The 17,320-nt window shown below is 57.5% G+C and carries 15 protein-coding genes; 9 read left to right on the forward strand and 6 right to left on the reverse strand.

What is annotated here, in order from left to right:
• Window positions 1–150: 150 nt before the first annotated feature.
• Window positions 151–1,281: a branched-chain amino acid ABC transporter substrate-binding protein gene (locus D3Z90_RS06220; protein WP_136474915.1), complete on the reverse strand. Its 1,131-nt coding sequence runs from the start codon at window positions 1,279–1,281 to the stop codon at window positions 151–153.
• A 320-nt stretch (window positions 1,282–1,601) separates the two neighbouring features.
• Here D3Z90_RS06220 and D3Z90_RS06225 point away from each other — a divergent pair, with 320 nt between their 5' ends.
• Window positions 1,602–1,907 (forward strand): DUF2288 domain-containing protein, encoded by a 306-nt coding sequence (locus D3Z90_RS06225; protein WP_136474916.1) that lies wholly within the window; start codon window positions 1,602–1,604, stop codon window positions 1,905–1,907.
• A gap of 224 nt (window positions 1,908–2,131) precedes the next feature.
• Here the strand turns inward: D3Z90_RS06225 and D3Z90_RS06230 are convergent, their stop codons facing one another.
• Window positions 2,132–4,315, reverse strand: a complete 2,184-nt coding sequence (locus tag D3Z90_RS06230; protein WP_136474917.1) for a hypothetical protein — start codon at window positions 4,313–4,315, stop codon at window positions 2,132–2,134.
• A gap of 200 nt (window positions 4,316–4,515) precedes the next feature.
• Here D3Z90_RS06230 and D3Z90_RS06235 point away from each other — a divergent pair, with 200 nt between their 5' ends.
• Window positions 4,516–5,403, forward strand: coding sequence for an NAD(P)-dependent oxidoreductase (locus D3Z90_RS06235; protein ID WP_136474918.1), 888 nt, complete (start codon window positions 4,516–4,518; stop codon window positions 5,401–5,403).
• On the opposite strand, the gene D3Z90_RS06240 is transcribed toward D3Z90_RS06235, so the two are convergent.
• Together D3Z90_RS06240 and rapA are read right to left on the reverse strand one after the other, a co-directional pair.
• Window positions 5,303–7,579 carry a bifunctional diguanylate cyclase/phosphodiesterase gene (locus D3Z90_RS06240; protein ID WP_136474919.1) on the reverse strand — a complete coding sequence of 759 codons (2,277 nt, stop codon included), beginning with the start codon at window positions 7,577–7,579 and terminating at the stop codon, window positions 5,303–5,305. The genes D3Z90_RS06235 and D3Z90_RS06240 overlap by 101 nt on opposite strands.
• Window positions 7,580–7,803: 224 nt before the next feature.
• A complete protein-coding gene (gene rapA / locus D3Z90_RS06245; RefSeq protein ID WP_136474920.1) occupies window positions 7,804–10,650 on the reverse strand; it encodes an RNA polymerase-associated protein RapA in 2,847 nt (948 codons plus the stop codon).
• Between the two features lie 200 nt (window positions 10,651–10,850).
• Between rapA and D3Z90_RS06250 the strand changes: the two genes are divergently transcribed.
• The 6 genes from D3Z90_RS06250 to D3Z90_RS06265 all read left to right on the forward strand — a co-directional run bounded on the left by D3Z90_RS06250 (window position 10,851) and on the right by D3Z90_RS06265 (window position 14,910).
• Window positions 10,851–11,180 (forward strand): aspartate-semialdehyde dehydrogenase, encoded by a 330-nt coding sequence (locus D3Z90_RS06250; RefSeq protein ID WP_136474921.1) that lies wholly within the window; start codon window positions 10,851–10,853, stop codon window positions 11,178–11,180.
• Window positions 11,181–11,257: 77 nt separating this feature from the next.
• Window positions 11,258–11,419: a hypothetical protein gene (locus D3Z90_RS26755; protein WP_168198438.1), complete on the forward strand. Its 162-nt coding sequence runs from the start codon at window positions 11,258–11,260 to the stop codon at window positions 11,417–11,419.
• Between the two features lie 132 nt (window positions 11,420–11,551).
• Entirely contained in the window at window positions 11,552–11,668 is a 117-nt protein-coding gene (gene ccoM / locus D3Z90_RS27225; RefSeq protein ID WP_305956107.1) for a cytochrome c oxidase subunit CcoM, read from the forward strand.
• A gap of 179 nt (window positions 11,669–11,847) precedes the next feature.
• Complete coding sequence (locus D3Z90_RS06255) at window positions 11,848–13,836, forward strand: FUSC family protein (RefSeq protein ID WP_136474922.1); 1,989 nt, start codon at window positions 11,848–11,850, stop codon at window positions 13,834–13,836.
• Complete coding sequence (locus D3Z90_RS06260) at window positions 13,823–14,029, forward strand: DUF1656 domain-containing protein (protein ID WP_136474923.1); 207 nt, start codon at window positions 13,823–13,825, stop codon at window positions 14,027–14,029. The genes D3Z90_RS06255 and D3Z90_RS06260 overlap by 14 nt, the downstream gene beginning before the upstream one ends.
• An 11-nt stretch (window positions 14,030–14,040) precedes the next feature.
• Window positions 14,041–14,910 carry an HlyD family secretion protein gene (locus D3Z90_RS06265; protein ID WP_136474924.1) on the forward strand — a complete coding sequence of 290 codons (870 nt, stop codon included), beginning with the start codon at window positions 14,041–14,043 and terminating at the stop codon, window positions 14,908–14,910.
• Here the strand turns inward: D3Z90_RS06265 and D3Z90_RS06270 are convergent, their stop codons facing one another.
• A complete protein-coding gene (locus D3Z90_RS06270; RefSeq protein ID WP_136474925.1) occupies window positions 14,911–15,636 on the reverse strand; it encodes an SDR family oxidoreductase in 726 nt (241 codons plus the stop codon).
• A 100-nt stretch (window positions 15,637–15,736) separates the two neighbouring features.
• Here D3Z90_RS06270 and D3Z90_RS06275 point away from each other — a divergent pair, with 100 nt between their 5' ends.
• Window positions 15,737–16,525 carry a LysR family transcriptional regulator gene (locus D3Z90_RS06275; protein WP_136474926.1) on the forward strand — a complete coding sequence of 263 codons (789 nt, stop codon included), beginning with the start codon at window positions 15,737–15,739 and terminating at the stop codon, window positions 16,523–16,525.
• Here the strand turns inward: D3Z90_RS06275 and D3Z90_RS06280 are convergent.
• On the reverse strand, window positions 16,522–17,280 hold the full coding sequence (locus D3Z90_RS06280; protein ID WP_136474927.1) for an SDR family NAD(P)-dependent oxidoreductase: 759 nt from the start codon (window positions 17,278–17,280) through the stop codon (window positions 16,522–16,524). The two genes, D3Z90_RS06275 and D3Z90_RS06280, sit on opposite strands and share 4 nt — an antisense overlap.
• Window positions 17,281–17,320: the final 40 nt, after the last annotated feature.

Below are 17,320 nucleotides of genomic sequence, written 5' to 3' on the forward strand. Positions count from 1 at the left end.
TCGACACGGGCACTGCCAGAGAACCGCTGGTGACGGTTTTAAGATTTTCAGGTGAACCTGCTCCCGGATCGCGGGAATCAGGCCCATGAACCTCGTAAAACAAAGCCCACTGCTCGCACAGTGGGCTTGTAGTCATGTAGTCAGACGGGATTACTGAGGGGAAACTTCGGTTTTAGGTTTGCCGAAATGCCATTCGTAGACCACGAATTTGAAGTCTTTCAGGTCACCCTTGTCGTCGTACGACAGGTCGCCAGTCGGGGTCTTGAAGGTGCCTTTGTGGATCTCTGCAGCCACTTTCTCGGCGTCGTCGCTGGTACCGGCGGCCTTGATGCCATCGGCAATCAGTTGGACGGCGGAGTAGGCCGGGAACACGAATGGGCCGCTTGGATCTTTGCCGTCGGCTTTGATCGCGTCAACGATGGCCTTGTTCTCAGGCGCAGCGTCGAAGGACTTCGGCAGGGTAACCAGCAGGCCTTCGGAAGCGCCCTGGGCGATTTGCGAGATGGAGTCGTTGCCAACACCTTCTGGGCCCATGAACTTGGCTTTCAGGCCTTTTTCCTGAGCTTGGCGCAGAATCAGGCCCAGCTCTGGGTGGTAGCCGCCGTAGTAGACGAAGTCGACGTTGGCTTGCTTGAGCTTCTGGATGATCGAGGAGAAGTCTTTGTCACCCGCGTTCAGGCCTTCGAAGACGGCTACCTTGGTGCCTTTGCCTTCCAGGGTCTGTTTAACCGCGGTGGCAATGCCTTCACCGTATTGCTGTTTGTCGTGCAGCACGGCAACCACTTTTGGTTTGACGTGGTCGGCAATGTAGTTACCGGCAGCAGGGCCCTGGGCGCTGTCCAGGCCGATGGTGCGGAAGATCAGCTTGTAACCACGAGAGGTGATTTCCGGGCTGGTGGCCGCTGGGGTGATCATGATCACGCCTTCGTCTTCATAGATATCGGAAGCAGGCTGGGTGGAGCTGGAGCACAGGTGGCCGACCACGAACTTGACGCCATCGTTGACCACTTTGTTGGCGACCGCTACGGCTTGTTTCGGATCGCAAGCGTCATCGTATTCCTTGGCTTCAAGCATCTTGCCGTCGATGCCGCCCTTGGCGTTGATGTCCTTGATGGCTTGTTTAGCACCCACGAACTGCATGTCGCCGTACTGAGTAACCGGGCCGGTTTTCGGGCCGGCGATGCCGATCTTGATGGTATCGGCTGCAAACGAATGACTGGCAACCCCGGCCAGTACCATTGCGGCAAACAGCTTGGAAATCTGCTTAGTAGCCTTACTCATAGTGCTCCACTCATTCTGTTGTAATTTTTATAGTCCTGCGGCCAGAGCTTAGGACCGGATGGCTCCGAATTTACCCTGGCAACTGTACCGGTACAGTGTAGAGCGCTGCTTTGTCGCTTGAAAAGCAGCCCAGCTGGGGCAAATTCGGCGCGTGTCGCTTAATTGACAGAAACTTACAAGAAAGCGGCCTGGTCATGCTCGAATTGGCGCGGCCATCCTTTGCTTTCAAGTCCTTTTCGATCAATTACTTATTTGAAACCGGGTTTTTCTGCAAAAATACCGACCTCTTACCGTAGTCGAATTATTTCTGGCAGGAACCCATGACTGATCAACCAAGCACCCTCTATGCCAAACTGCTTGGCGAGACCGCAGTAATCGAGTGGAAAGCCCTGGAGCGTTTCTGGGCCAAGGGTGACCTGATTTGGGTCGCGCCCAGCCTGGACCTGATCGAAGTTGCACAGGCAATGGCCGAAAACCGCAGCGAAACCTTCGCTACATGGCGCAATGCTGGCACTGTAGGCCCGGTGTCTACCGAGCAGGCGCTAGACCTTCAGAGCCGCGATCCAGAGATATGGGCAGTGGTGGTATCGCCGTTCATCGTGATTCAAGAGAAGAAATTAACCTGAGCACGCTCCAGATTGGTGCGTGAAAACGAGCAGTGGGGAGATTTTGGTGCGCAGGGGCGTTCAGGCAGGGTGGCTGTTGGTAACAGTTGAGTGTGCTTAACGTTAACGGTAACAACCCGCTGGAAGCACTTTGCGACCATCGCCAGGCAAGCCCGCTCACTACCGCCGACAAATGTGTGTCCGGTAGGAGCGGGCATGCCCGCGCAGCAAAACAGAACGCTGAATCAGTGATCCACTTTTCCAGTATGGCTGTTAAGCGAGATGACCCGCGTCTTGCCGATGCGATGACGGAAGATTTCGCGCAGGTATTTAACCGCTTTCTTCACGCATTCCCGTGACAGGCGAATGTCATTGATCGAGACAAACTTGCTCTTGTCGTTGATCAGCTCGCGGTACTTTTTCTCGTACATCGGCTTGATTGCGTACCAGTTGGTATCGAGGATTTTCGCCGGATTCTCGAATTCGTTGAGCAAGTCGTCAATCCTTCCCTCATCGAACGTTTCGCTGGTGATGAACTCGAGGATGGCGTTATCCAGGGTGTCGTCGAAGCGGTATGGGTTACGCGCAAAGCAACGCTTGATGAAGGCCACGATCAAGGTCAGGAAATCATCCGACAAGCATGGGCTCTTGGCTATCAGGGTGGTCAGCGAGAGGTTCGCCGATGCGCCGATCACCAGGGCATAGCGCTTCAATGTGGTGTTGGGGAACAAGCTGTTGAGGTGGGTCTTGAGCCGGTTCAGGTCCATGTACGAGAGCTTGTAGTCCTTGGGCAGCGAAACGATCGACACGACCGAAGAGCAATTCTTGAAGAAGTGCAGGTCATGCAGCGCCGCGGCGTCATAGCCAGAAGCCTTGTATTGCTCCAGCGCTGCACGATAGCGCTTGGACTCGATTGGCAGCAGGCTGATGCCCTCGATGGCCTGGGTCACTTTGTTGAAGTGCGGCAGGTCGATGGAGCGGAAGAACAAGTCATCGATGTTCAGCCGTGCCTGTTCTTTCTCGAATACCTTGAATTTATCCGAGCTCGGGGAGGGCTGTTCCGGGACCACGGACTCTGCATAGGCGATGGCCACGGGACCGGCCAGGCTCATGAACAGGTCGTTGGCATCCAGGCGGATGGTTTCACCGATGTCGATGCCGGCGCGACGGAAGTAGTTCTGGTCGTAGTCGGTGGTTACCGCCTGGGCGGTCAGAATATTGAAGATCTGCTGGGAAATGTATTGGTTGGCATGCTTTTCCATGGCATTGACATCAATGTTCTGGATGTTGCCGTCATCATTCTCTTCGGCGTAACGCATGATGTCATTGGAGATCAGCATCATTGCGTTCCAGGGGCGGATACGCCCCATCACGCTGGCTTCGCTGCTGTCTTCGTTGTCGAAGTTATAGGAAAAATCCCATTCTTCGGACAGATATTTGCAAAGAAGACGTCCGGCGTTGATATGCAGGGCTTCTGACATCTCACTGCGGTGGTCCGAAATATTCGGCAGGACGCAGATACCGCTGGTGAAGATGGGCTCGAAGACAAACGAATGCCCACTTTTGCCGTCGTTTTCGTCGGCGGGCTTGGTGTCGAATGTCTTATTCATGTAGGAGTACTGCTGCGCCAGTCCGAACTCCGACGCCATGCCCGAACCGGTTCCGCCGCCAGCACTGAAGATGTAGAAGTACAACCGTGACTGGTTGGCCTTGATCCCGCAGGAATCGATCAGATAGGAATGGATCAGCTTCCAGTCGGCGCTGGAAAAACGGTGGGTTTCCTTATTGAGGATGATCTTGGCCAGGTACTGGCCCAGGATCGGAGCATTACCAGCGCCCCCGGCATGGACTTCCGAAAGGTCCATGATTTTCATCTTGCTGTAGTCGCGAATGAAGCCGCTTTTTTCACCCTTGCGCGAGAAGCGAATGCGTCCGGCGATGTCTTTGTCCAGATCGCCCAGCATTACCAGGGGTTCGACAAGGAACACCGGCTTGCTGCCTTTGTTCTGTACAAGGCGCAGATTGTTGCGAATCCAGCGTGCCGGGCTGTAATTGGGCTCGTTACCCACGCGGTCTTCGTTGTTGAATTCATTGAGATAAAAGGTGCGGGCGTTGTATACAAGTTCGGCGACATCAAGAGCGATGTTCGAGCCGCACCTGCCCAGGCCAATCAGGCATACCGATGGGAATTGCTGATCCAGGCGCAGCTGGCTTTCGTCCTCGACATGAATGCTCGGTGGAAACACCAGATCGCGCAATCCGTCCAGGTTGTCGAGAATGCGCTGAATGTCGGGCTCGGTGAAATAAAGGTACTGCTGCGGGTTAAGCGCACGCGGGTTATAGAATTCCTTGGACCCGGTAGCGCTGAGCGCGGGAAGCGGTGAGGTCAGCTCGGAAACCGCGTTGGCAGAAGTAGTCTTGGAGGTCATTTTGCGCCATTTGCCTGAAGGTGGGTGGCTGTTCTAGTGGATGTCATAAAGCCATCACTGGACGAGTTTCGCGACTTTATCAGTGCGCATTCAGCGTGGGCGATAGGGGAATACCCTACAGATCCAGGGGTTGTTTTTTCCCTTGCCTGCAGACTGAATCGTCCAAACGTTCAACTTCTTTAATTTGTCTGGAGATGTTCATGAGCACTGCACGTCCTTCATTGGGGTTTGCCGGAATCGGTCTGATGGGGTTGCCGATGTGTCGGCGCTTGTTGGCTGCGGGTTACCCGCTAACGGTCTGGAATCGTTCGGCGGACAAATGCGCGGCATTGGCCGAGGCCGGTGCCCGAGTAGTGGCCACGCCGGCAGAGCTATGTCGGTCGGCAGATCTGGTGCTGTTGTGCCTGGCCGATACGGCGGTGGTGCGTGAAGTGGTGTTCGGGCCAGAGGGCGTTGCCAAGGGCGCTAAGGCCGGACAATTACTGGTGGATTTTTCCAGCCTGGAACCGACAGCAACGCGTGAAATGGCCGCCGAGCTTGCCGCGTTGAGTGGCATGAGTTGGCTTGATGCCCCTGTCTCTGGCGGCACCGTTGGGGCGCAGGCTGGCAGTCTGGCAATCATGGTCGGTGGCGATGCTGCGGACCTTGAGCGGGTGCGGCCGGTATTGCTGACTCTGGGGCAGCGAGTCACGCACATGGGGGCAGTGGGCGCAGGGCAAGTGACCAAGGCCTGCAATCAGATGATTGTCGCTTGTAACGCGTTGGTGATCGCCGAAGTCGTTGCCCTCGCCGAGCAGTCTGGCGTCGATGCCAGTTTGATCGCCGAGGCTCTGGCGGGCGGTTTCGCCGACTCCAAGCCTCTACAGATTCTGGCCCCCCAGATGGCTCAGAGCAGCTTCGAGCCAGTCAAGTGGCATGTGCGCACCTTGCTCAAGGATCTGGATACGGCAGTGAAATTCTCCCGTGAACAGGGCTCGGCAACGCCTCTCAGTGGCCTGGCCGCGCAGCTGATGCGCTTGCACGGTAGCCAGGGTTATTTGCAAAAAGATCCGGCGACGCTGATCGATCTGTACCGACGTAAGGATTGAAACTGACCAGAGACTGCTCATTGCGCTGGTTGAGCTGATTGAGGATGGTACGCAGTTTACTCAAGGGGACGGGGCGGCTTAGCAAGTAGCCTTGGACGAAATCGCAGCTCTGTTGGGCAAGAAACTGATACTGCTCGATGGATTCCACCCCCTCGGTGATGACTTGTAGGTGCAGGGTGTGAGCCATGATGATGATCGCCTGGACAATTTCCATGTCCTGTCGGCAGCGCGGTACATCCTGAATGAACGAGCGATCGATCTTCAGGGTGTCCAGTGGCAGACGCTTGAGATAGGCCAACGATGAGTAGCCAGTGCCGAAGTCGTCGATTGACAACGAAACACCCAATGCGCGGATATCCTTGAGCAGGGCGATGGTGCTTTGAATATTGCCCATCAGCGCGTTCTCGGTGACTTCAAGTTCCAGCTGGCAGGCTGGAAGTCCGGCTTGCTGCAAGGCGCTTTCGACCTCTTCAGCCAGTTCCTCATGGCCCAGGGTCAAGGCCGAGCAATTTACCGTTACCTTCAGCCCTTTGTATCCATGGCGACTTAACAGTGCCAGGTCCTTGCAGGCATGACGCAATACCCAGAGGTCAAGTTCGGTGATCAAGCCGTTGGCTTCGGCGATACCAATGAACCGGTCCGGACAGAGCAAGCCGTGTTGTGGATGTTGCCAACGTACCAAGGCCTCGAGCTTGGCCACCTGGCCGGTATGCAGATCGAAAATAGGCTGGTAGTGAATACGCAGGCCCTGCTCCTCGAACAGCGCTGAGCGCAACTCTTCCTCCAGTTGCAGTTCTAGCGTCGCGCGGGTCTTGAGACTGTTGTTGAAAAAATTAAGGCTGTTGCGCCCGCAGCCCTTGGACTGATAAAGCGCCAGATCGGCATTCTTGAGCAGCTCTTCGCTGGTGCGGCCGTCGTCCGGGAAGATGCTGATCCCGATACTGGTGGTCATCACCATACGCCGTCCGGCCAGGTCGATCGGCTCTTTCATCTTCAACATGATGCGTTGTGCCAGATGTCGGGCTTCTTCTCTGCTGTTCAGGGCGATCAGTATGCAGAACTCGTCGCCACCGAACCGGGCTACCACATCCTGGCTGCGAGTTGCCGCCTTGATATAGCCAGCAATAACCTTGAGTAGTTCATCGCCAGCATCGTGGCCGAGGCTGTCATTGATGCGTTTGAAATGGTCGATGTCGAGAAACATCACCGCCAGCATGCCCTCGTTGACGGTCTGTTCGACCAGGCGTTCGGCAAACACTTGATTGAATCCACGGCGGTTGATCAGGTTGGTCAGGGCATCGTAATGAGCGGCTTGCTGCAAGGATACGCGCGCCTGATCCAGTTGGCTGAGCAACACATTCACCCGGCGTAGGTCGTGCTCTTTGCTTTGTAGTTTCTGGTCTGAAAGGGCTGCACTGATACTACTGGCGCTGATCAGCAGAGTGATGAAGGCGATGGTCAGGCTCAATTGCAAGTTGTTGTCAGCATTGGGCAGCGCCACGGCCGAGTCAGCGGGGATGATCAAGGTCATCGCCCACATACCGCTGAAATGGGTGGCAAAGATGCCGCCGGCCATCAACAGGCTTGCCCCGTACTTGAGTAGCTGATGAAGCGTACCGCTGCCGTAGCGGAAGTATCGGGCCAGCAGCAATGCCAGCAGGCTGGTGACGATTGCAATTGCAATCGATGCGGCGAACATATCCGGCCGATAAAACTGCTGGGCGTTGGAGTGCATGGCCGCCATGCCAATGTAGTGCATGGCGGCGATGCCCAGGCCAATACAGATGGCAGCCTGGAGGAAATGGCGAGGGCGTAAGTCGCGATAGCCCAGGGTGTTCATTGCCAGCCATGCGGCAAACAACATGATAATCAAGGACAAACCGGTGAGGGCAAAGTCGAATTGGACTTCAACCGGCGCCTGTAGCGCCAGCATGTTGATGAAGTGCAAGGCCCAGACACTTCCGGCCAGGCAACAAGCGCCTAGAAGGCGCCATTGCCGTTGGGCGGCAGGCTGCTCAACATGGTTGAGGCGCTCAGCCATGCTTAATGTGGCAAAGCAGCCCGCACCCGCGACCAGAAAAGCCAGAACCAAAAGGTAAGGATTGTAGTTGCACTCCAGAATGATCTGTCCGGTTGCCGGAAGATCGGCGAGCATCTGTAGTCCCAGCCACTCCATAGCTTGCCTCTTTGTCGAGTGTTCACTCGTCCCCCAAAAGCCTGTCTGGAGACTGTTCTGGGGGAGTATAGAAAGAGAGCATTAACCCATCCTGATTAATGGCACTTTGATTTCTACGATTTGGGCATTGGATTAATAGCGAAGGGGTCTAAAGCATCGCGGGGCAAGCCGCTCCCAATGAGTTACCAGTGGGAACGGGTTGCCCCGCGATTAAAGCAACGGAATCAGCCTGCGACCAATACCCGAATCGCCTCCAAGCGCAAGGCCGCTTTTTCAAGCATCGCCAGGCCTTGTTCACGCTGCTTGCGCAGTGTTTCGATTTCGCTGTCGCGCACGCTTGGGTTGACGGCTTGCAGAGCAGTCAGACGCGCCAGCTCTTCATCGGTTTCCGCAGCCAGACGGCGCTGGGCCTCAGCAACCCGCTCGGCATGACGCGGCATGATCTTGGCTTCACCACTGTTGATCCGCGGCGTCAGCACATCGCGTTGGGCCTGGATGAACTTGTTGGCGCTGGCTTTTGGCACGCTCTCGAGCTGATCGTTGAGGGTCTCGAACGAAACACGGGAGGCCAAGTCGTTGCCGTTGGTGTCGAGCAGGCAGCGTAGTGCAGCAGGTGGCAGGTAACGGCCGAGCTGCAGCGCACGTGGCGCAACCACTTCACTGACATACAGCAGCTCGAGCAAAACAGTGCCTGGCTTGAGCGCCTTGTTCTTGATCAACGCCACCGCGGTGTTGCCCATCGAGCCAGACAGCACCAAGTCCATGCCACCCTGCACCATAGGGTGCTCCCAGGTGATGAACTGCATGTCTTCGCGAGACAGGGCCTGGTTGCGGTCGTAGGTGATAGTGACACCTTCGTCGTCGCCCAGTGGGAAGCTGGCGTCGAGCATTTTTTCGCTCGGCTTGAGGATCAAGGCGTTTTCCGAATGGTCTTCGCTGTCGATGCCGAAAGCGTCGAACAGGGTCTCCATATAGATCGGCAGGGTAAATTGATCGTCCTGCTCAAGGATCGCTTCGACCAGTGCCTGGCCTTCGCCGGCGCCCCCGGAGTTGAGTTCGAGCAGGCGGTCGCGACCGCTGTGCAATTCGGCTTCCAGGCGCTGGCGCTCGGCACAGGCTTCGTCGACCAGCGCTTGCCACTCGTCGTCATCACCGCTTTCAAGCAGCGGCAGCAGGCGAGGGCCGAACTGGTGCTGCAAGGCGTTGCCAGTCGGGCAGGTGGCCAGGAAGGCATTCAGGGCTTGGTTATACCACTGGAACAGACGCTCCTGCGGGCTGTCCTGCAAATATGGAACATGCAGCTCGATGGTGTGCTTCTGACCGATACGGTCGAGACGGCCAATACGCTGCTCGAGCAGGTCAGGATGGGCTGGCAGATCGAACAGCACCAGGTGATGGGCGAACTGGAAGTTGCGACCCTCACTGCCGATTTCCGAACAGATCAGCACCTGGGCACCGAACTCTTCATCAGCAAAGTAGGCGGCGGCGCGGTCGCGTTCCAGAATGCTCATGCCTTCATGGAAAACCGTGGCCGGAATACCGGATCGAACGCGCAGGGCGTCTTCCAGGTCCATGGCGGTTTCGGCGTGGGCGCAGATCACCAGGACCTTGACCCGCTTGAGCATTTTCAGGGTGTCGATCAGCCAGTCGACCCGTGGATCGAAGCGCCACCAGCGTTCTTCTTCGTCGGTATCGGCCTGGGATTGGAACGCCACCTCGGGGTACAACTCGGCATGCTCGCCCAGCGGCAGTTCCATGTATTGGTCGGGGTTCGACAATGCATAGGGATGCAGATTGCGTTCTGGGAAGCCCTGAACGGCGGCGCGGGTGTTACGGAACAGCACGCGACCTGTGCCGTGACGGTCGAGCAGTTCGCGAATCAGTCGGGCGCTGGCCTGGGTATCGCCATCGCTGACCGCCGCCAGCAGTGCTTCGCCTTCGGCACCGAGGAAACCTTCGATGGTGGCGTGAGCCTTGGCCGACAACCGACCTTCGTCCAGCAACTCCTGTACTGCTTCGGCCACCGGGCGGTAGTTTTCGCTCTCGGCGCGGAAGGCCACCAGGTCATGGAAACGGTTTGGATCGAGCAGGCGCAGACGGGCAAAATGGCTGTCCTGTCCCAGTTGCTCGGGGGTTGCAGTCAACAGCAGAACACCGGGAATGACTTCGGCCAACTGCTCGACCAGGGCATATTCAGGACTGACCTGGTCTTCGTGCCAGACCAGGTGGTGCGCCTCGTCGACTACCAACAGGTCCCAGCCAGCGGCGAACAACGCGTCCTGGGCTTTTTCGTCTTCGGTGAGCCACTCCAGGGCAACGAGCGCCAACTGGGCGTCCTCGAACGGGTTGCTGGCATCACTTTCGATAAAGCGTTCGGCGTCGAACAAGGCCACCTGCAGGTTGAAGCGCCGGCGCATTTCCACCAGCCACTGGTGCTGCAGGTTCTCCGGAACCAGGATCAATACACGGCTGGCACGACCGGAGAGCAGCTGGCGATGAATCACCAGGCCCGCTTCGATGGTCTTGCCCAGGCCCACTTCATCGGCCAGCAGTACCCGCGGGGCAATCCGGTCGGCAACTTCGCGAGCAATGTGCAACTGGTGGGCGATGGGTTGGGCACGTGTGCCCCCCAGACCCCACAGTGAAGACTGCAACTGGCGGCTGGTATGTTCCAGGGTGTTGTAGCGCAGCGAGAACCACGACAACGGATCGATCTGGCCGGCGAACAGTCGGTCGCTGGCCAGTCGGAACTGAATGAAGTTCGACAGTTGGGTTTCTGGCAGGGTGCAGGCCTGGTTCTGTCCATCGAGACCGTGATAGACCAGCAGACCGTCGACATCATCGACTTCGCGTACGGTCAGCTTCCAACCTTCGAAATGGGTGATCTGGTCACCGGGCGAGAAGCGCACCCGAGTCAGGGGCGCATTGCGCAAGGAGTACTGGCGAGTGTCGCCAGTTGCCGGGTAGAGCACGGTCAACAAGCGGCCGTCCTGTGCCAGAACGGTCCCTAAACCTAGCTCGGCTTCGCTGTCGCTGATCCAGCGTTGCCCCGGTTGATACTGCTGCGCCATACTGCCTGACTCCCGCCTTGAAAAGCCGACTATCTTAACGGATAGGACTGTACAGACCAAAGAGTCTAGCAATTTCAGCGACAAAAACTGCCGTCGCTATACTTTGTCGGTGGCATCTGTGATGTGACGCCTAAATACAATAATCCCGGCTCAAGGCCGCTGCAGGCCAGCCGACACATTGGCGACAGGAGACCTTGCCCATGCTGCCGCCCATTATTCCGCTTAGCGCTGCCCCCGTTACCTCGCAACTGGACCCGGTCAAGCCGACGCCTGACATCAAGCCGGTGGTGCCTACGCAACCTGCTTCCAGCGAAGGGGCGATCGATCTGAAGCACCGTGACCCGGAAAAGTCGGCGTTGTTGTTGCGTGAAGAACAGCGTCGCCATCAAGGCCGACGCCAATCAACCCAGGACGAAGATCATTACCTGGCGCTGCCAGGTGAAGAAACCAATGCCGACAATACTGTTCCCGTCGCACCGCTGATGGATACGCCCTCACGCCAGGGGCTGTTGGTGGATATTGAAGTCTGACGTTCAGACTGCGACTGGTCAGATCAGACAACAGCCTTCATTATTGCTGGATCGCAGTTCGCTTTCTGAGTCTGACCATGAGCCAAGATGACAATCTGATAGACCTTGGCGCCGAGCGCGCCCGACGTGTTCACGACCTCAATGACAAGCGCCTGAACGAAGTGCGCCAGGCATTCGAGCAGGCCATGCCGTTGGCCAAGGCCAAGAAAAAGCCCAAGGGCAAACCCAAGAAACGTTGAAAACTTGATGCAGGTCAAGCCTGCGCCCGCCTCGCGCGCCCGTCTCTGGGCGCCATTGACCTCGGTCAATTTCCTTTCGCGATCCATTGGCTACCTTAGGCACATCAACGGGGCAGGCAAATGGAGGCCGAGATGTTCTTCGATAATGTGGTTATCGCTGGAGTAATTACCGTCGGCCTCATGCTGATGTTCTTCGTCGGATTCGGAATTTTCATCTGGAAGGATTCGAACAAGCGCAAGCAGCGCTGATTCTTCTGGAAAATGAGCACGCAAGGCATTTAGGGCGACTTCGGTCGCCCATTTTTTTGTCCGCAAGAAACCTTTCAGCTGACACTGGACTTTTATTAGTTAGCTAGCTAATAATCTGTGTCTGAGCTACTTATCCCATCCTGTCTATCTTTACAAAACAGTCAGCCAAGGTTCGCCCCGTGCCCATCACTTTGCAGGCGCTGTTTGCGCCGAATAAGCCCGCCGTCCAATTTGCCATCAAGACACTCCTGGGGGGTGGCTTGGCCCTCTGGCTTGCCTTGCGTTGGGGACTGGAGCAACCTGCCTGGGCGCTGATGACCGCATTTATTGTCGCCCAGCCATTGTCTGGCATGGTCTTGCAGAAAGGCTTGGCGCGTCTGATCGGGACCTTGGTTGGCACTGTGATGTCGGTGCTATTCATTGGCCTGTTTGCCCAGACCCCCTGGTTGTTTCTTTTCGCCTTGGCACTCTGGCTGGCCTTGTGTACCGCCTGCTCGACCATGTTGCGCAGTGCCTGGGCTTACTCATTTGTGCTGGCGGGATACACCGTCGCGATTATCGCCTTGCCGGCGATCAATCATCCGTTGGCGGTATTCGATCAGGCGGTGGCCCGATGTACCGAAATCTGTCTGGGGATTGTCTGCGCCACGGTGACCAGCGCCTTGCTCTGGCCTATGCGGGTCGAGCAGCAGCTAGGCGGACAGGCGCGACAGGCCTGGAGTAGCGGACTGCAAGCGGCGAGTGCAACCTTGACCGGTGAAGCCCAGGCACGTAAAGGCTTGCTGGACATTCTTGGGCGCATCGTCGCGGTCGATTCCCAGCGCGAGCATGCCTGGTTCGAAGGGCCGCTTGGCCGCCAGCGGGCCAGGGCTATCCGCGGTCTGAGTCAGAAACTGCTTATTCTTTTGCGCATCGCCCGTTCGGTGCGCCGTCAGTGGCAGCAACTGGACGAGCCACAGGCGCAGTCTTTGCAGCCCTGGCTTGATCAAGTGCACGATGCCCTGGCCACCCCGGACCAGGCTGGCTTGCTGCTGTTGCGTCAACGAATCTGGGATGCCGCGCACGATGAACGCATCAGCCCGGCAGAACATTATTGCCTGGCGCGGCTGACCTTGCTGTTGGATAACGCCATGGCCGCAACACTCGCGTTACGGGCCGTGGAGGAGGGTAAAGCGCCGCCGGACCTACCCGATAGTCTCGCCTCGCATCGTGACTTGCCCCTGGCGCTTCTGTTCGGGTCACGCAGTGCCCTGGCATTTTTAGCCATGGCCAGTTTCTGGCTGGCTACCGGCTGGACGGCCGCTCCCGGAGGCATGGTACTGACCTGTGTGGTGTGCAGCCTGTTCGCCAGTCGTGAAAACGGTGCGCAGATCGGCATGAGCTTTATGCGCGGGATTGTGCTGGCGATACCTGTGGCATTTGTTGCCGGGCAGATTCTTCTGCCGCAGTGGAGCGGTTTTGCCATGTTGTGCATGGCCATGGGTGTGCCCCTGTTCTTTGGTGCCTTGGGTATGGCCAATCCACGCATCGGTGCCACGGCGACCTCTTACTGCCTGCACTTCATTGTATTGGTGGCACCACTCAATGCCATGAGCTTTGAAGTGGCAACCTTCCTTAACAGCGCCCAGGCCATGCTGATCGGCGTCGGTGCAGCGGTGCTGGCGTTCAAGTTGTTGGTGTTGCGCAATCCGGCCTGGCACGGTCGTCGTCTGCGTGCTGCAACCCAGAGCGATCTGGTGCGGTTGACCCGCCGCGAACTGCGCGGTGCCGATACCTGGTTCGGTGGCCGCATGGCCGATCGTTTGTTGCAACTGGCGCGGCATTACTCGGCCTTGCCCGAGTATGAGCGCGCTCGCTGGGATGATGGGGTGCATGGCCTGGATATCGGCGACGAACTGTTGCATCTGCGCCATTGTCTAGCGGTGGCACAGCTGCCTTTGGTAACCGCTGAGCGCGAGTACATGCAACAACTGGAGAACGTACTGGCTCGCGGCCCGGCACCGGGCCGAGGCAAACGCCTGGATGCGGCGAGCGCTGCGTTTATTGATGCCTTGCAGACTCAGCCCGCCAGCGATCCCTTGCGCCTGGCAGTCGGCGCAGTGCTGCAGTTGCAACGCAGCTGGAGTAAATGGTGTCGTCGGCAGGAGGAAATTCATGGGCTTGCGTGAGTGGGCACTGGGCGGTGTTCTGCTCAGCCCGTTTCTGATTTATGTGGTGCTGGCACTGGTACTCACCGGTGTGGTGCGCTTGTTGTTGCGCCTAACCCCTCTGGGGCGCTGGGTATGGCACGAAGCGCTGTTCGATTGTGCGTTGTTCGTGTGTGTACTGACCCTGATAACCCTCGGGCTGGGGCCTTTGTAAGGAGAGTCGTCATGCGTGCATTGGTACGTATAGCAGTAACCCTGTGCCTGGTAGCCGTGGCTATTTTGGCCGGCTGGAAGCTTTGGCAGTACTACATGCTTACCCCCTGGACCCGCGATGCCAAGATCCGCGCCGACGTAGTGATTATTGCCCCGGATGTTTCAGGTTGGGTGCGCGAACTCAAGGTGCATGACAACCAGCAGGTCAAGGCAGGTGATTTACTCATGTCGATCGACCGTGACCGCTTCGAGGCCGCTCTGGATAAAGCCAACGCAGTGGCCGAAACCCGCCAGCAGCAGTTGCGCCTGCGTGAACATGAAGCTTCCCGCCGCGCAGCGCTGGGGCCGCAGGCAATCAGCGCCGAGCTCCGCGAAAATGCCCAGATCAATGCTGCAGTGGCCCGTGGTGAACTGCGCCAGGCCCAGGCTGATGTCAAGGCAGCGGCCATCAACCTGGCCCGCAGTCAGCTCAAGGCACCGCGCGATGGCCACATCACCAACTTGCGCTTGGCCGAAGGCAACTATGTCAATGCCGGGCAGCCGGTGATGGCCTTGATCGATGATTCGACTTTTTATGTTCAGGCTTATTTCGAAGAAACCAAGTTGCCACGTATTCGTGTCGCAGACCCCGTCAAGGTCTGGCTCATGAGTGCCGGTGAGCCGATGCAGGGCCATGTCGAAAGCATCAGCCGTGGTATCACCGACCGCAATGCCAACCCTGACAGCCAATTGCTGGCCGAAGTAGAACCGACATTCAATTGGGTGCGCCTGGCCCAGCGCATTCCAGTGCGAATCAAGCTGGACCATATTCCCGAGGGTGTGACACTCAGTGCAGGTATGACAGCAAGCGTACAGGTTCGCGAAGATCAGTTGCAGCGTTGATCAAGGCTGCTGGCGAGTAGCGGCGAGAACGATTTCGCGAATACACACATGCTGAGGTTGCTGGTAGGCATAGGCAATCGCCTCTGCCACATCTTCGGCACTCAGCACCTGGCCGCCCATTTCCGCTTTCCAGGCCTGGTAGCCGTCCTTTATACCCGCGTCAGTGGTGTGGCCCAGCAACTCTGTTTCTACCGCACCCGGTGCGATGGTTACCACTCGCACGTTGTGGGCGGCGACTTCTTCGCGCAAATTTTCGGAAATTCCATGCACCGCGAACTTGGTGCCCACGTAAGCCACGTGGTTGGGAAAAGTCTTGCGCCCAGCAACCGAGCTGACATTGATGATTGTTCCGTGGCGGCGTTCGATCATGCCACTTATCAGGGCATGAATACCATTGAGCAGGCCCTTGACGTTAACCTCGAGCATCTGGTCCCACTGGCTCGGGTCCTGTTCGTGCATTTGGCCCAGCAACATCACGCCGGCATTGTTGATCAGTGCATCGGCTGGGCCGTACAGTGCCTCGGCCTCTTTCACCGCAGCAAGAAAAGCGTCGCGGTCACTGACATCCACCGCTCGACTCAAACAATTGGGCAATGCCAGTGCCTGCAGTCGCTCCAGTCGTCGGGCCAGTAACAAGAGGGGGTGGCCCGCTTGAGAGAACAGGCGCGCAACAGCTTCGCCAATGCCCGAACTGGCGCCGGTGATAACGATCAGTGGTTTGCTCATGACGACCTCTTAGGCATAATCAATTTATATGACTCAAGTGTATTAGCTTGCATGGATGCTGAAAAACAGCTTGTTTCTCTGGCTGGCATCGGAATTACCTATGGATATTCGCCATCTAAAAGCGTTTCTTGCCGTATTTGAGGAGCGCAATATCACCGCGGCGGCACAACGTTTGTGCGTCGCCCAGCCGACCTTGTCGGTGACCATCCGCCAGCTCGAGGAACAATTGGGGGTCGCGCTGTTCTTGCGTCAGGCACGTGGTGTCGAGGTGAGTGAGCAGGCCCGGCAGTTGTACCCGCAAGCGCAACGATTGGTGGCCGAAGCCCAGGCCCTGAGTCGGTGGTTTCGCGAAGGGCAGAGGCGACTGCCGTTGCAACTGGGTGTGGAGGCGGACATCGCCTCCAGTCATGTCGAGGCGTTTGTCCGGATGGCCTGTCAGGCTGTACCGGCAGTGCAACTGACCTTGCTCGACGGCTGCGCTGGAGATGCCCGTCTTGGTGTTGAAGCGCTGTGCTGTGAAGACGAGTTGTTTCTGGCCCTTTGGGAAGAGCCCTACGTGTTGGCCATGGCAACGGGCAGCACTCAGGTCGAGCAGTGGATCTCCTGCCCGGAGCACTTTGCCCATCAACGCCTGCTTGGGTTCTATGGCAATCTGGAGCAAGTCGGGCATGCGGGCTCCTTGCAGCAGGCGGTACCCATGGTCGCTGCGGGATTGGGCGCGGCGCTGTTGCCGCAGTCGCTGGTCGATTGCCATCGCGGTCTGCACTGGCGCCCCTGGCAGGAGTCGACCCTGACGCGCCGGATCGGACTGTGTTTTGCCGTACAGGCCTTGCAGTTGCCGGTTCTCAAACAACTGCACCAAGCCCTTGGTGGCGTGCAGATCGATTAAAGGAACATGCCCCCGGACACCTCCAGGCGCTGCCCACTGATCCAACCGCCACCATCGCCGAGCAACAAGGCCACCGCCGCACCGATATCATCAGGCAAGCCAACCCGACCCAGCGCCGTGTTACTGGCAATGAAGTCGTTAACGTCGGCATTGTCGCGTACCACACCGCCACCAAAGTCAGTCTCGATAGCACCAGGGGCAAGGATATTGACGCGTATACCTCGTGCTCCCAGTTCTTTGGCCTGGTAACGGGTCAAGACTTCCATGGCGCCTTTCATCGCAGCGTAGGCTGCGTATCCGGGCAGTGCGAAACGAGTCAGACCGGTAGAAATATTGACGATTCGGCCTTGGTCGGCAATCAGCGGCAGCAAACGTTGGGTGAGGAAAAATGGGCCTTTGAGCTGAATATTGCACAGCTGGTCGAACTGCGCCTCGCTGGTCTCATCGAATCGCGCATTGATGCCGATGCCGGCATTATTTACCAAGAAATCCAATTGCTCGCGGCCAAAAACTGAAGTGAGCGTCTGCTGCACTTGTACGGCGAAATCTGGAAAACGTGCACTGTCGCTGACATCCAGTTGCAGCATGGCTGCACGCACACCCTGTTGTTCCAAGGTTCGTACCAGCGCTTGGGCATCCTCTGTCTTGCTGTTATAGGTGCCAATAATGTCGATACCTTGAGCGGCCAGATGCACGGCAGTATTTTTGCCCAGGCCGCGGCTGGCGCCGGTGATCAAAGCGATTTTCCGATTCATGCGCTGTACCTCGAAAAGACGGGAAGTCATGGAAAGTCTA

It is taken from the genome of Pseudomonas sp. DG56-2 (assembly GCF_004803755.1).
GTDB classification, from domain to species: Bacteria; Pseudomonadota; Gammaproteobacteria; order Pseudomonadales; family Pseudomonadaceae; genus Aquipseudomonas; species Aquipseudomonas auratipiscis.